The organism is Corynebacterium hesseae (genome assembly GCF_037850265.1).
GTDB lineage: Bacteria > Actinomycetota > Actinomycetes > Mycobacteriales > Mycobacteriaceae > Corynebacterium > Corynebacterium hesseae.
Map to the genome: position 1 here is coordinate 841,684 of NZ_CP137211.1, position 13,632 is coordinate 855,315.

13 protein-coding genes are annotated in these 13,632 nt (G+C 60.0%); 10 read left to right on the forward strand and 3 right to left on the reverse strand.

What is annotated here, in order from left to right; translation table 11 throughout:
* Positions 1-91: 91 nt before the first annotated feature.
* Positions 92-1,222 carry a phosphoserine transaminase gene (serC, locus tag R3O64_RS03985; RefSeq protein WP_070565690.1) on the reverse strand — a complete coding sequence of 377 codons (1,131 nt, stop codon included), beginning with the start codon at positions 1,220-1,222 and terminating at the stop codon, positions 92-94.
* Between the two features lie 151 nt (positions 1,223-1,373).
* Between serC and R3O64_RS03990 the strand changes: the two genes are divergently transcribed.
* The 6 genes from R3O64_RS03990 (at position 1,374) to R3O64_RS04015 (ending at position 7,730) form a co-directional block, all read left to right on the forward strand.
* Entirely contained in the window at positions 1,374-2,666 is a 1,293-nt protein-coding gene (locus R3O64_RS03990) for a citrate synthase (protein WP_339017329.1), read from the forward strand.
* 172 nt (positions 2,667-2,838) lie between these two features.
* On the forward strand, positions 2,839-3,195 hold the full coding sequence (locus R3O64_RS03995; RefSeq protein ID WP_010187736.1) for an FKBP-type peptidyl-prolyl cis-trans isomerase: 357 nt from the start codon (positions 2,839-2,841) through the stop codon (positions 3,193-3,195).
* A 164-nt stretch (positions 3,196-3,359) separates the two neighbouring features.
* Positions 3,360-4,217 (forward strand): aldo/keto reductase, encoded by an 858-nt coding sequence (locus R3O64_RS04000; protein ID WP_070523088.1) that lies wholly within the window; start codon positions 3,360-3,362, stop codon positions 4,215-4,217.
* 434 nt (positions 4,218-4,651) lie between these two features.
* Positions 4,652-4,996 (forward strand): DUF485 domain-containing protein, encoded by a 345-nt coding sequence (locus R3O64_RS04005; protein WP_070523091.1) that lies wholly within the window; start codon positions 4,652-4,654, stop codon positions 4,994-4,996.
* A gap of 3 nt (positions 4,997-4,999) precedes the next feature.
* Entirely contained in the window at positions 5,000-6,646 is a 1,647-nt protein-coding gene (locus R3O64_RS04010) for a cation acetate symporter (RefSeq protein ID WP_339017330.1), read from the forward strand.
* A 49-nt stretch (positions 6,647-6,695) separates the two neighbouring features.
* Complete coding sequence (locus R3O64_RS04015; RefSeq protein WP_070683888.1) at positions 6,696-7,730, forward strand: hypothetical protein; 1,035 nt, start codon at positions 6,696-6,698, stop codon at positions 7,728-7,730.
* A 23-nt stretch (positions 7,731-7,753) separates the two neighbouring features.
* Here the strand turns inward: R3O64_RS04015 and R3O64_RS04020 are convergent, their stop codons facing one another.
* Entirely contained in the window at positions 7,754-8,680 is a 927-nt protein-coding gene (locus R3O64_RS04020) for a DUF1906 domain-containing protein (protein WP_143335702.1), read from the reverse strand.
* 177 nt (positions 8,681-8,857) lie between these two features.
* Here R3O64_RS04020 and R3O64_RS04025 point away from each other — a divergent pair, with 177 nt between their 5' ends.
* On the forward strand, positions 8,858-9,859 hold the full coding sequence (locus tag R3O64_RS04025) for a hypothetical protein (protein WP_339017331.1): 1,002 nt from the start codon (positions 8,858-8,860) through the stop codon (positions 9,857-9,859).
* A 32-nt stretch (positions 9,860-9,891) separates the two neighbouring features.
* On the opposite strand, the gene R3O64_RS04030 is transcribed toward R3O64_RS04025, so the two are convergent.
* Positions 9,892-10,320: an OsmC family protein gene (locus R3O64_RS04030; RefSeq protein ID WP_339017332.1), complete on the reverse strand. Its 429-nt coding sequence runs from the start codon at positions 10,318-10,320 to the stop codon at positions 9,892-9,894.
* Between the two features lie 126 nt (positions 10,321-10,446).
* On the opposite strand from R3O64_RS04030, the gene R3O64_RS04035 reads away from it, so the two are divergent.
* The 3 genes from R3O64_RS04035 (at position 10,447) to R3O64_RS04045 (ending at position 13,600) form a co-directional block, all read left to right on the forward strand.
* Positions 10,447-12,687: a LamG-like jellyroll fold domain-containing protein gene (locus tag R3O64_RS04035; protein WP_339017333.1), complete on the forward strand. Its 2,241-nt coding sequence runs from the start codon at positions 10,447-10,449 to the stop codon at positions 12,685-12,687.
* Between the two features lie 170 nt (positions 12,688-12,857).
* Positions 12,858-13,232, forward strand: coding sequence for a TetR/AcrR family transcriptional regulator (locus R3O64_RS04040; protein WP_339017334.1), 375 nt, complete (start codon positions 12,858-12,860; stop codon positions 13,230-13,232).
* Positions 13,233-13,243: 11 nt separating this feature from the next.
* Positions 13,244-13,600 (forward strand): hypothetical protein, encoded by a 357-nt coding sequence (locus R3O64_RS04045; RefSeq protein ID WP_339017335.1) that lies wholly within the window; start codon positions 13,244-13,246, stop codon positions 13,598-13,600.
* The last annotated feature ends 32 nt before the right edge of the window (positions 13,601-13,632 follow it).

A 13,632-nucleotide genomic window follows, 5' to 3' on the forward strand; every position in this document is an offset into this window, starting at 1 on the left:
GAACTCTGGCAAGAGCGCGGGGCATGTTGTATGACTCAACAAATAGGTGCAAACAAAGTTGTTGCGTGGTGCAAGGAGTGGCGGGCGAAGGCTATCGGTTGTCCAAAACGTAATCGATAGCCTTGGTGAGCTTGGTGACGTCCGCGGAGTCGATCGCCGGGAACAAGCCCACTCGCAGCTGGTTGCGGCCCAGCTTGCGGTAAGGCTCGACGTCGAGAATGCCGTTGGCGCGCAGCGTCGCGGCAACCGCAGCTGCGTCGACGGAGTCCTCGAAGTCGATGGTGCCCACCACGAGGGAACGTGCGGCAGGCTCGGCCACGAAGGGGGTGGTCTCCGGGCGGGACTCTGCCCAGTTGTACAGGATGGAGGAGTTCTCCGTGGTGCGCTTGACCATGCCGTCGAGGCCGCCGTTGGCGTTCATCCACTGCACCTGATTCTCCAGCATGAGCAGCGTGGCCACAGCTGGGGTGTTGTAGGTCTGGTTCTTGCGGGAGTTGTCCACGGCGGTCTGCAGGTTGAGGAAGGGTGGGATGAAGCGATCGGAGGAGTTAATCTTCTCGATGCGCTCGAGGGCTGCCGGGGACATGGCCGCCAGCCACAGGCCGCCGTCGGAAGCGAAGCACTTCTGCGGGGAGAAGTAGTAGACGTCGGCATCCGACATATTCACGGGCAGGCCGCCGGCGCCGGACGTGGCGTCGACGACGACGAGCTGCTCCGCGTTTTCGGGGTTGGGGCGGGTCACCGGAACCATGGCTCCAGTCGAAGTTTCGTTGTGGGCCCACGCGATGATGTCGGCGCCTTCGGCATCAGCTGCCTTCGGATCAGGTGCGGTGCCGACCTCGGCTTCGGTGACGAGCGGGGCGTCGAGCCAGGGGGCGGCGGCTGCGGCTTTAGCAAACTTAGAGGAGAATTCGCCGAAGCTGAGGTGGGCGGATTTCTTCTCAATCAGGCCGAAGGTCGCCGCGTCCCAAAACGCGGTGGCACCGCCAAGGGAGAGGACAATTTCATAGCCTTCTGGCAGGGAAAACAACTCGGAAAGCCCTTCGCGGATGGAACCGACGAGGTTCTTGACGGCTGGCTTGCGGTGCGAGGTGCCAATGATGGTGCTGGCACCCGCGGTGATTGCCTCAATTTGGGAGGGGCGGACCTTCGAGGGCCCGCAGCCAAAGCGGCCGTCGGTGGGGAGGAGATCTGCTGGCAGGACGAGTTCTGAGTTGCTCATGTGGGCAGTGTAGCCTAATTTCGTTCGCGCATTAGATACTTTGCCAGGATTGCCAATGTTGGCAGAGTCACAGGTTTTGCTAGAGTGTGAAGAGGTTTAGATCTGTCGCGCCGGCTGCGGTCGGCGTTGAACATTGAGGAAAGGAATATACGTGGCTTCTGAAAAGAACAAGGTTGTACTGCAGTACCCCGGCGGCGAGTACGAGATGGACATTAAGCAGTCCACGGAGGGTGACTCCGGCTTCGATATTGGCAAGCTCCGTAACGAGACCGGCCTAGTCACCTTTGACCCGGGCTATGCGTCTACCGGCTCTACCGAATCCAAGATCACCTTTATTAATGGTGAGGAAGGCATCCTCCGCCACCGCGGCTACGACATCGCGGACTTGGCTGAGAACGCCACCTTCAACGAGGTGTCTTACCTGTTGATCAAGGGCCACCTGCCCACCGAGGATGAGCTGTCCAAGTTCAACAACGAGATCCGTCACCACACCCTGTTGGATGAGGACTTCAAGGCAGCCTTCAACATCTTCCCGCGCAACGCGCACCCGATGGCTGTTCTAGCCTCCTCCCTCAACGTTCTTTCCGCCTACTACCAGGACCAGCTCAACCCGCTGGATGAGGAGCAGCTGGATAAGGCAACCGTCCGCCTGCTGGCTAAGGTGCCGATGTTGGCCGCTTATGCTTACCGCGCATCGCAGGGTAAGCCCTACATGTACCCGGATAACAAGCTCAACGCGCGCGAGAACTTCCTGCGCATGATGTTTGGTTACCCGACTGAAGATTATGAGGTCGACCCGATCGTGGCCAAGGCTCTGGATAAGCTCCTTATCCTGCACGCTGACCACGAGCAGAACTGCTCCACCTCCACCGTCCGCATGATCGGCTCCGCTCAGGCCAACCTGTTCGTTGCTATCGCCGGTGGTATCAACGCCCTGTCCGGCCCGCTGCACGGTGGTGCTAACCAGGCTGTTCTGGAGATGCTCGAGGATATCCAGAACAACCACGGTGGTGACGCAACCGACTTCATGAACCGCGTGAAGAACAAGGAAAAGGGCGTTCGCCTCATGGGCTTCGGCCACCGCGTGTACAAGAACTACGACCCGCGCGCGGCCATCGTCAAGGACACCGCTCACGAGATCATCGATCACCTCGGTGGCGATCCGATGCTGGACCTGGCTATGAAGCTTGAGGAGATTGCGCTGAACGACGACTACTTCGTCTCCCGCAAGCTCTACCCGAACGTCGACTTCTACACCGGCCTGATCTACCGCGCCATGGGCTTCCCGACGGACTTCTTCACCGTCCTCTTTGCCATCGGCCGCCTGCCGGGCTGGATTGCTCAGTACCGCGAGCAGCTTGAGCTCAACACCAAGATCAACCGTCCGCGCCAGATCTACACCGGCGAGACCCTGCGTAAGGTCACCCCGCGTAGCGAGCGCTAAACGGTAGCCTGAACGGTGGTCTTTAACAGGCCGCCGTGGCTTGACGTATAGCCCATACGCTGGGTTTCTAGGGCCGAGCCTCTCATCTCCGCTTATACTGGGGAACGTTGTGGCTCGGCCCACGCGTATGCGGCCAGCAAAGAAGAAAGTAATCCAAGGAGGATAATCCCCAATGGAAAAGCCCGTAATTGAGCCGGCAACGGAGCCTGCTCCCCAGGACCTTGTCATCGAAGACATCGTGGTGGGTGACGGTGCCGAAGCCCAGCCGGGCGGCTTCGTTGAGGTCCACTACGTTGGTGTTGACTACGAGACGAACCAGGAGTTCGACTCTTCATGGGGTCGTGGCCAGTCCATCGAGTTCCCGCTGACTGGCCTCATCGCCGGCTGGCAGGAAGGAATCCCGGGTATGAAGGTGGGCGGCCGCCGCAAGCTGGTCATCCCGCCGGAGAAGGCCTACGGCCCGGCCGGTGGCGCACACCCGCTGTCGGGTCGCACGCTGACCTTCGTCATCGATCTCATTCGCGCCTAAAGGAAAGGGCAAGGAAAGGGCTTAGCCCTTTCTGTTTCCCTCAATGACGCCCTGCCCGGCCGTGCGCTACTGCACGGCCGAGCAGGGCGTTTCGCGTGCGTAGGTTCGGATTAAAGCGCTGAGGAGCTATGCTTCGCCCCCACAGGGAGTTAAAGTGCGGCACAATGGGGGACATGAGTGTCCCACAAACCACGTTCAATGATGACCGCGAGATGCCGCTGATGGGTCTCGGAACCTACAAGCTGCGCGGAGAGGATCTCATCCGCTCCGTGCGTGAAGCCATCGATCTGGGCTACCGCCACTTCGATACTGCGACTCTGTACGAGAATGAAGAAGAACTTGGGCAGGCACTGAATGAGGCCATGAAGGCCGGTGACGTAACCCGGGATGAGCTGTTTATCACCAGCAAGGTCTGGCACGACCATCACGGTAAGGACAAGGTAGGCCAAGCCTTCCGTGAATCCTTGGACAAACTGCAGCTGGACTACCTTGACCTCTACCTCATCCACTGGCCGTGGCCGCAGGGTGGGCTCTATGTGGAGACGTTCGAGGAGATTGCCCGCATGCAGGGCATGGGTCAGATTGCGTCGATTGGCGTGGCCAACTTCTATGAGGAAACCTTGCAAACCCTGATTGATGAGACCGGTATCGTCCCGGTTCTCAACCAGGTGGAGCTGCACCCGGGCTTCACTCAGCCGGAGCTGCGCGAATTCCATGCCAAGCACGGCATCGTGACGGAGGCTTGGTCGCCGTTGGCGCGCGGCGTTGTGCTCAACAACCCGGTGGTTGAGTCCGTCGCCGAAAAGCATGGCATCACTGCCGGACAGGCGGTGTTGGCGTACCTGCTGAGCAAGGGGATTTCTGTTATCCCGAAGTCCAGCCGCCGGGAGCGCCTTGCAGAAAACTTCGCTGCCGCAGAGGTTGAGCTTACTTCCGAAGACGTAGCGGCTCTTGATGCGCTTGATGGCCAGGAAGGCTTTGGCCGTATGTTCAAGGACCCGCGAGAGTTCCCTGGCGCCTAAGCCGAAACACGTGGGGCGTAACCAAACGCCCGCGAGCGGTGGAGCCCGCCTTCAGCGCCTTGCTCTTTCTTTCTACATCGTTAGGGGAGAGGGGAGGACGCTGAAGGCGGGCTTTGTTGCGTACCCAGGGAAGTGGGAATCGTGAGGGGTGGGGGAGTGAAGATCTGTGAAAGACTCTGTGAAGTTTCGGTTTGCTAAATTAGATTCTTCCTTTGGAATCTCCTGTGGGGGTGCTAGCAGCGAGATAGAAATCCCTTGTAGTTGCAAGGGTAGGGGGTAGCGAAAGTGTATGTTATTAACTTTTCTTGGCAGGATTTACAACCTTGCAAGAGCGGTTAGGTAACTTACTGTGCAAGGCAAAACGTGATTGAAGACACTACCTCTTGTCTCTCACCGCGGTTTGTGGAGAAAAGACCCCTTGTAAGGAGAGCGACATGACTGACGCACCTGCTTCGATTAACTCGCGCCGCGAACCTACGCCGCAAGAGTTCATCGAGATGCGTGACAGCCCGCAGTTTGCCAAGCTGCGCAGCGCGTACCGCAAATTCACCTTCCCCATGACTGTGGCGTTCTTTGTGTGGTACGTCCTCTATGTGCTGGCTGCGGTCTTTGCCCCCAGCTTCATGGCCATAGAACTTGGTGGCGGTTGGAACATTGGCCTTGTCTTCGGCCTAGCCCAGTTCCTGACAACCTTCATCATCACGTACATCTACGTCAACTACGCCAACAAGAACATCGAGCCGCAAGCAGCGGCCATTCGCCAGGAACTGGAGGGCTAAACAATGCAGACCATAACCTTGGCCGCAGCGGAATCCTCCGCCGGCAACCCGATTCTGAATATCTCAGTCTTCGCCGCCTTCCTTGTCGTCACCATGTACGTGGTGCTTCGCGCCGGCAAGTCCACGAAGGAAGCCTCTGACTTTTACACCGGCGGTGGTAGCTTCTCCGGCCGGCAAAACGGCCTTGCTATCTCTGGCGACTATCTGTCCGCCGCGTCCTTCCTGGGCATCGTCGGCGCCGTTGCGCTCAACGGCTACGACGGCTTCCTCTACTCGGTCGGCTTCTTCGTCGCCTGGCTCGTTGCGCTGATGCTCGTCGCGGAGCCGATGCGCAACGTTGGCCGCTTCACCATGGCGGACGTGTTGTCCTTCCGCCTTAAGCAGCGCCCGGTGCGCGTGGCAGCTGCGATTTCGACCCTGTTCGTGTCGCTGTTCTACCTCATCGCGCAGATGGCCGGCGCAGGTTCCCTCGTGGCCGTGCTCCTGAATATTCACGATTTCAAGTGGCAGGCCGTCGTCGTCGGCATCGTGGGCATCCTCATGATCGTTTACGTTCTTGTTGGCGGCATGAAGGGTACGACCTACGTGCAGATGATCAAGGCCGTGCTCCTGGTAACCGGCGTGGTCATCATGTGCATCCTCACCTTTGTCTTGTTGAAGGGGGGCTTCAGCGCACTCTTTACCCAGGCGATTGATATGCACGCTAATTCCGAAGCCATCAAGGAGGGCGGCTATGAAGCCTCCCAGATCATGGAGCCGGGCCTGAAGTACGGCAAGAACCTCACCACCAAACTCGACTTCATCTCCTTGGGCATCGCCCTCGTTCTCGGTGTTGGTGGCCTGCCGCACGTTCTCATGCGCTTCTACACGGTGCCGACCGCGACCGAGGCTCGCCGCTCCGTTACCTGGGCCATCGTCATCATCGGTGCCTTCTACCTCATGACTCTGGTTCTGGGCTACGGCGCTGCCGCCCTGGTTGGCCCGGACCGCATCCTCGCCGCACCGGGTGGTGCAAACTCCGCGGCACCGCTGCTGGCCCTGGAAATCGGTGGCTCCATCTTCATGGCGGTCATTTCTGCGGTGGCCTTCGCTACCGTTCTGGCTGTCGTCGCTGGCCTCGCCATTACTGCATCGGCCTCCATCGCGCACGACATCTACCACTCCGTTATCCGCAACGGCGAGTCCACCGAGGCTGAGCAGGTCCGGGTCTCCCAGATCACCGTGGTTGTCCTGGGCATCGTCGCCATCATTCTGGGCATTCTGGCCATGACCCAGAACGTGGCCTTCCTGGTCTCCCTGGCCTTTGCGGTGGCGGCATCGGCCAACCTGCCGACCATCCTGTACTCCTTGTACTGGCGTCGATTCAACACCGCGGGTGCCGTGGCATCGATGTACACCGGTGTTATCTCCTGCCTGGTGCTCATCTTCCTGTCCCCGGCGGTATCTGGTACCCCGACCTCGATGTTCCCGAACGCTGATTGGTCCATCTTCCCGCTGTCCTCCCCGGGCCTGGTGACCATCCCGCTGGCCTTCTTCGCAGGCTGGATCGTCTCCATCATGACCCCGCCGGATAACCTGGAAGAGCTGTCCGCAGAGATGGAGGTTCGTTCCCTGACTGGTGTGGGTGTTGAGGCTCCGGTGGACCACTAAAACACCTAAAACGCTACGTTTCGGACGGTAGAGAGTAGACTCAGGTTCTGTGTTTTACTCTCAGCCTTCTCACAGGGCGGTGTCAGCGCGAGCTGGTGCCGCCCTTCTGGCGTGCGTGCTCGGAGCAGCGAGTCTCACTGCATGCTCACCAGCGTATGAAGAAGACTCCACGGCTGGCGGTTCAGCGCAGACCAGCGCAAGCAAGCCTGGTCCCATCACGCATAGGAAAGGACAGCTGCAGCTGGCAGCTGTCCCGGACTCGGTAGGTCAGTTCCTCAAAGGCGATGAGTCCAAGGCCATCACGTATTACCGCATTGAGACGGGCATGCACATGGGCTCGGCCACCGAACACCAGCCGCGCTATGCGCTGAGCCTGATCAAGCTCTACATCGCAACCTACGTACTGGAACGCGGGTCCTTCGAGGATAAATACGTAGCACTGGATATGATTTCTGATTCCTCCGATGAGAGCGCCGGGAAGCTCTTTGAGAAATACCCGCGGTCCATCGATTCAATAGCCAAGGAATACGGGCTGAAGTCTACGTCCGCGGGGGAGGACTGGGGCCATTCCATGACTTCTACCTATGACGTGGTGCGGTTCATTGTCCAGCTCATGGAAGATGATCCGACCCATCCGGTGCTGGTGGCGATGTCCCATGCCGATGCCGTCTCGGCCGACGGGTACCAGCAAGACTATGGAACCGCGAAATTGAGCGACGTCGTGGGCTCCAAATGGGGATGGTCGGACAGCAAGGACCGGCACTCCTCGGTGTCTTTCGGGGAGGACTTCGTTGTGGCTGCGTCCATCGAAGGCTCCGCCGAGGAGCTCACGTCCTACGTGCGCAAGGAGATTACCGGAAAGAACCTGGTGAAGGGCAACAACCTGAACAAGGAGGCGCTGGCCAACCCCAGTGCTGTTGCCACGCGCTTGGCGACGTCCACCGCTACCACCAGTGCGACCTCCACAACGTCCACGGCGGCGTCGCCAGCAGCAGCGTCCTCATCTGCGGAGCCGTCCTCCACTGCGTCCTCGCCGGCTTCGCGTTCTAAGGCTTCGGCTTCGAAGACGACTGCGGCGAGGTAGGGGACCGCGCTGCAGAAAGGCGTTTAGCCCATGGACTTGCGCACGGTGTTGAGGATATCCACCGCACCACGCATCTGGTCAGTGCTGATGGAGGAACCGGCGATGGTGATGCCATCACCGTTCATGCTGGAGCCGCGCCCGGTGGGATCCGGCAGAGAGATGTTGGGCAGCGGGATGTTATTCGGCGCCGCTGGGTTGTCCTGGGCCTTCGGTGGGTTAACCCCGCCGTTGCCTGGGGTCCACTGGCCCCAATCATTCGCGTAGACGGTGTTGATATCGCAGGTCACGCCGTCGATGGTGGCCTGGTTCTTGGCTTTCTGGTGGATGGTGGTGCGCGGGTGGATCTTGCCGCCCGAACCCCAATCGTGCATCCAGTAGAACTGGCCGATTCGGTCGGCAACGCACCAATCGATGACGTTGTAATTGCCGTATACGCCGGTCTGGTAGCCGGCCGCGCTCAGCGCTGTCGAGAAGGCCTTGAGGTAGGGGCGGATCTGGTTTTCATACTGGGCGCGGGTGGGGTTGTCATCGATGGCAATGTAGATGGGGCGGCCCGTCGGCCCGCCCGCGGCCTTGTGAATGGCGATGGCCTGCGGCGCGTGGATAGCAGCGCCCGCGGCACCGTTGAGCCAGTCGGCGTTGTCGGCGCGGCCGAACTGGTAGATGGAGGCGGTCTTCAGGCCCGCTGCGGCGTTGGCCTTCGTCTCTGCTAGGGTGACGGGCTTGCCCTTCATCCACTCTGCGCCCGGACGGCGCTGGGAAACATAGCGGATGGCGCCAAGGTGGCCTGCCGCTTTGATGGCGCGGGCGGAAGGGACGCCGCCGGAGAAGTCAACGATGGTGCCCAAGGCAGGACCCACGGCGAGCGCGGCGGGGGCGTGGCTGCCGATGGCACCGGCCGTGAGCGCGAGGGCGCCGGCTTTGATGAGGGAGCGGCGGGACAAAGACATGGTGGCGTTCTCCTAGCAGGGGTTAAGCTGGCTGATAAAGATGGGGGCGAAGAAAGTATCTGAAGTCACTTTAGTCACGATGGTCTAAAATTGCACCACAATTAGTATGGGTGGGTGCACAGGTGCGCCTCGCCGAGTTATCGAGGCGCATGGGATCCTAGGGACGGAGGAGTGAGCATGGCCGAAGAGCTGAGAATGCGGTTTGTGCAGGGAGACAGCGTTGTCCGGCTTAATCACCAGCAGTTCAGCGATGCCGAGGTGCAAGCGGTTCTCCACGGCTACATCGAGAACTGTCGCCTGAATTCCCCGTGGATCCTCGATACTCGTGAAGAAGGCAACACCCTCGTGGTGGAGCATCTTTTCCCGGCGGAAGAATTCATTGAGGTAAATAGCGACCGCATGGATATCGATGAGGCCTTCGTCGAGTCGCTGCCCCTGACGTACCCCATCGTGTTTGAGATCCGCTCTGGTTACCTGCGCGTCCACAAGCCGCTGGCAGCCAGATATGGTGCTCTTCTCTCTGACTTCATTCGTGGCCTCTGGGAATTGCTGTTGCAAGGGCAGATGCACTACCTGTGGGATCACGGCTTTGCGCAGTGCGGCGGAGTGGGAACAATCCAGCTCAATGCCTATGGATTGCTGGAGCCGGACGAGCCGCTCATTGGGTTCTACCGGGTAGACGTCGACATGCAGCACGAGGCCTGGGTGTACATCACCCCGCAAGGGCTCATTCTGGTTTTCGACGATGACGACGTCCTTGCCTTCGACAAAGTGGACATGCGCAATCCCTCGATTCCCTCTGGAGTCTTTTCTTTTAGCATGCTCAAGGCTGAGGTTGTTGGAACCGGTGGCGGCAAGACCATAAAAACCTCGTTGAGCCCGAAGGACCTCGGGGAACTGGACCAGGCACGAGCGGATATCCGCACCATGTTGTCCTCACCGCATCAGGGCCGGCCGCGCCGCATGGTGGATCCCAACCCGCTTTCCTGGCTCGTGGTGGACGGCGAAGAGCTGGGCCACATGGCGCAAGCGGATCTTGAGCGCTATCGCCGCCGGCGCAGCGATGCTGGGCGCAACCCCTTCGGGGACGGCACTCACAACGTGCAGGAAGCTATGGGCAACCTCTTCGTAAATTCCTGGGAGGAGGATCTTTCGCCCAAAGATAATCCCTTCGCTTAAAGCGCTTTAAAGGCGCTTAAAGCGGAGTGGGCTTATGGCTGGGTCGTGCGGAACGTGACGTTGGTGGGGTTTTCTACCGTGCGGGACACGGTGCAGTCCTTCTCGTGGGAGATGCGCACGAGGCGTTCCACCATGGACTGGGCCTGACGGCCGGCGTCGGTATCGGGGAAGCGGAGGGAGAATTCCACGTTGACGTCGCTAAGCCTGGAGGCGCCGTCCTCGTTGACGCGGGTGCCTTCCACGTGGACGTCGAAAAGCTCCGGCTCCGTGCGGCGGGAGGTGACCACGTCAACGTCGACGGCCGAGCAGCCCGCTACGGCGGCAAGGAGCAGCTCGACCGGGCTCAGCATGCCTTCGCCCGTGCCGAATTCGAGGCTGGCGCCCGCAGCATTCGTGGCGCGGTAGTGGCCGGTATCTACGCGGGTGACGTCGACGTCATACTTCTTCGTGATGTTGCTCATGAGCGTTCATCCTAGCGGCGGGAAATCATTTAAACGTGCGTTCATGCGGTCGTTACGTGAGGGAAAGCTATGGAGAATACATTTCTTATGTCTCTTTTGGCTTTATTCACTGTGATTGGAAGATCTATGACTTCTCGCCGCCTGCTCGGCACCGTGGTCACCGCCTCGGTGGCCGGTACGTTCCTCGTCGTCCCTGCCTCTGCTGCCGAACCTGCAGAAGGCCTGGGCTCGCGTTTTAGCATCGGCGTGCTGCCGGATACCCAGTTCTACTCCCGTTACTCCACTCCGGAAACGGGCAACCTGGCCCAGGCGCGCTATGGCAGTGAGCCTTTCAAGGCTCAGACCGAGTGGCTGGTGAAGAACCAGCAGGCGCTCAACATGGACTTCGCTACCCACCTCGGTGACGTGGTGGACCAAGCGGATGTGGAAGGGGAGTGGAAGGTCGCCGACGAGGCCATGAAGGTCCTCGATGATTCCGACCTGAACTACTCCATCCTGCCGGGCAACCACGACATGATTGAGGATAAGTCGGCGCACCCGTACAACGACTACTTCAGCGCTGAGCGCGCGAAGGCCGCCAACCCGGAAACCTTCCAAGAGCGCCACACCGCGGTCAACAATGACTCCGAGTACCACATTTTTGAGGCCGAGGGCCAGAAGTACCTGGTCCTGGCGCTGGGCTGGCGCGCGGATGATGCGGCGTTGGACTGGGCGCAGGGCGTTCTCGATGCCCACCCGGACCTGCCAGTCATCCTCACCAGCCATGAGGTGCTCAACATCGATGGCGCCGGCGAGGTCTTCTACTCCGAGGACTACGGCAAGGGCCTGTGGGACAAGTTCATCAAGAAGAATGACCAGATCTTCCTCACCATGGGCGGCCACCACCACGGCGCGGGCTACCGCGTGGATAAGAACGATGCAGGCCACGACGTCATCGGTATCCTGCAGGACTACCAGATGGCCTACCAAGGCGGTAACGGCCTGCTCGGCGTGCTCGAGTTTGACCTCTCCGGCAACGAACTGGAGATGACCGCCCTGTCCCCGTGGGTGGCGCAGAAGCCGGCGGAGGAGCTCACGCAGTTCGACAAGCTCATTCTCGACGGCAAGGGCGATAGCTACCACGTGCCGCTCAACTTCAAGGAGCGCTTCGCCGACTTCGCCCCGGAGTGGACCGTCGGCGATGAAAACGACCCGGACCTTGGTCAGAAAGCCCGCGACATCGCTGAGGAAGGCTACACCCCGTACACCATTCCGCAGGACCAGCTTCCGGAGGGGCCGAACGACTTCGTGAAGTCTGACAAGACCGTCTTCCACTGGCGCCCGGGCCAGACCAAGGACAAGGACGGCAAGCAGCTTGCCGACGGCGACGTGGCCACCGAGGGCGCAGTCATCCCGGATGCCTTCGGTGCTGATGGCGCTGGCGACCTCGTTCGCGAGGGTGGTCCTTCCAACACGGGCGAGCGCATCACCTACACCAAGGACCACCACCCGCTGTCTTCTGATTCTGGTTCCCTCTACTGGTCCGACCCAGCCGGCAAGGCCGCGATGGCGGAGTTCCGGTCCAAGGAAGGCGCTGAGATCAACAAGGTCGATACCTCCGAGGGCTACACCTTCGAGTCCTTCGTGAAGATCCCGAAGGATTTCAACGGCTCCGAGCACGGCTGGGGTAGTGCGCTCTCCCGTGACTCCAGCATCGCCGAGCTTGTCGACGGCTCCGAGGACACCGACCCCACCGTCATGTTCGGCATTTCTAACCTCCGTGAGCTGCGCTGGTGGGCGGAGCCCAAGGAAGGCGAAGGTTCTACTGTCTGGTCCCACGAGGTACCCACCGATGAGTGGATGCACATCGCCGTGGTGAACAAGCCAGATTCCGACACCGTTGAGATGTTCATCAACGGCGCACCGATCCTGCGCAATGCCAAGGGCGCTGAGGGTCTCCTCCCGCGCGATATGCAGTGGGTCATGGGTGCGGGCTTTGATGACCGCAAGCCGCAGGACCCGTGGTACGGCTGGATTGGTGAGACCCGCCTGACCCAGGGGGTTCTGGACTCCGACCAGTGGCTGACCGCCCGCCCGGCCGTAAAAGATGAGGAGCCGTCCTCTTCCGCGACCACCTCTCCGGCTGAGACGACCACCACCGAGCCGAGCACGCCCGCTAAGCCGACCAACACGAAGGAGCCTTCCGCTGGTGACATTGGCCAGGCCTTCTTCGCCGGCTCCAGCCGCGGTGCGAAGATTATGCTCCCCATCGTCGCCGTCATCGCAGTCGTCGGCGGCGCTGCCTACGCCCTTATCCCGACCATCAACCAACTCTTCGGCCTCAACATCCCGCAGCCGAAGCTGCCGAAGATTCCGGGCCTGAACTAGTCCCCGTTCACCCTCCATCCCCCGTCTCGCACTGAGGCGGGGGATTTTTACTGCACGGCAAGATTTCGTCCCCTATTTGTTAGAAACGTCGCTTGGAAGAACCGGCTCGACTGTGGGCCAAGGCGATCTAGTTATGGACAAAATATTCTGGAATGAGTAGTATGAAACTCATGGGACGACCTCGTAAATTCAATGAAAAAGAAGTTCTCTCTGGCGCGATCACGTTGTTTGGCAGGAGCGGATTCAATGCAGTCTCAGTGGACGTGGTGGTCAATCAACTGGGGCTTAACCGGTCCAGCTTCTACAACCTCTATGGCTCAAAGCATGGATTGTTTCGTGCTGCGGCAGAAACCGTGTGTGCTGAAGCTGAAGGCGGCCGAGTGTCGGATGCTGCACAGGACTTCGTGGTGGTGGCACTGGTTGAGGTGGCGCCAGTCAGTATGGATTTACGCGAGCTTATCCAGCGGGCTTATGAACTGTGTTTCACCGGCCCGGAATCGCTAGGGCAGCACGTGCTGGCCCGTGCACAAGGAACCGAACACTAAGGAGGACCATCATGAACAACAAACTCACTCTGACAGACAAAGAGCTCGTCATCGAGCCGCTCGGGCTTGATAAGCTCTGGTCTTTGACCGGCAGCATCACGATTCCGTGGAACCACGTTCGTGGAGCTACTCATGACCCTGGAATGAAGCACGAGCCCAAAGGCCTTCGAGCACCGGGTCTGCGAGCCGGCCAAAAACTATCGGGCACGTTCCACTCTGATGGCGGACACCAGTTCTGGAACATTAGCGGCTATGAGAACGCCGTTGTCATCGAGCTTAAAGACGAGCATTTCGATCGGCTCATTTTGTCCTTGGATAACCCGATTGAATGTGTAGCGCGCATCAACGAGAAAGCTCAAGCCGTCTGAGCCTGACGTGTGCCGGCGCCAGTACTTAATGT

Excerpts from the sequence above, each read along its gene's own strand:
- R3O64_RS04010 (WP_339017330.1), top strand. The coding sequence starts at position 5,000 with ATGCAGACCATAACCTTGGCCGCAGCGGAATCCTCCGCCGGCAACCCG.
- R3O64_RS04040 (WP_339017334.1), top strand. The coding sequence starts at position 12,858 with ATGGGACGACCTCGTAAATTCAATGAAAAAGAAGTTCTCTCTGGCGCG.
- R3O64_RS04035 (WP_339017333.1), top strand. The coding sequence starts at position 10,447 with ATGACTTCTCGCCGCCTGCTCGGCACCGTGGTCACCGCCTCGGTGGCC.
- R3O64_RS04030 (WP_339017332.1), bottom strand. The coding sequence starts at position 10,320 with ATGAGCAACATCACGAAGAAGTATGACGTCGACGTCACCCGCGTAGAT.
- R3O64_RS04025 (WP_339017331.1), top strand. The coding sequence starts at position 8,858 with ATGGCCGAAGAGCTGAGAATGCGGTTTGTGCAGGGAGACAGCGTTGTC.
- serC (WP_070565690.1), bottom strand. The coding sequence starts at position 1,222 with ATGAGCAACTCAGAACTCGTCCTGCCAGCAGATCTCCTCCCCACCGAC.
- R3O64_RS03995 (WP_010187736.1), top strand. The coding sequence starts at position 2,839 with ATGGAAAAGCCCGTAATTGAGCCGGCAACGGAGCCTGCTCCCCAGGAC.
- R3O64_RS04005 (WP_070523091.1), top strand. The coding sequence starts at position 4,652 with ATGACTGACGCACCTGCTTCGATTAACTCGCGCCGCGAACCTACGCCG.
- R3O64_RS04000 (WP_070523088.1), top strand. The coding sequence starts at position 3,360 with ATGGGGGACATGAGTGTCCCACAAACCACGTTCAATGATGACCGCGAG.
- R3O64_RS04045 (WP_339017335.1), top strand. The coding sequence starts at position 13,244 with ATGAACAACAAACTCACTCTGACAGACAAAGAGCTCGTCATCGAGCCG.
- R3O64_RS04020 (WP_143335702.1), bottom strand. The coding sequence starts at position 8,680 with ATGTCTTTGTCCCGCCGCTCCCTCATCAAAGCCGGCGCCCTCGCGCTC.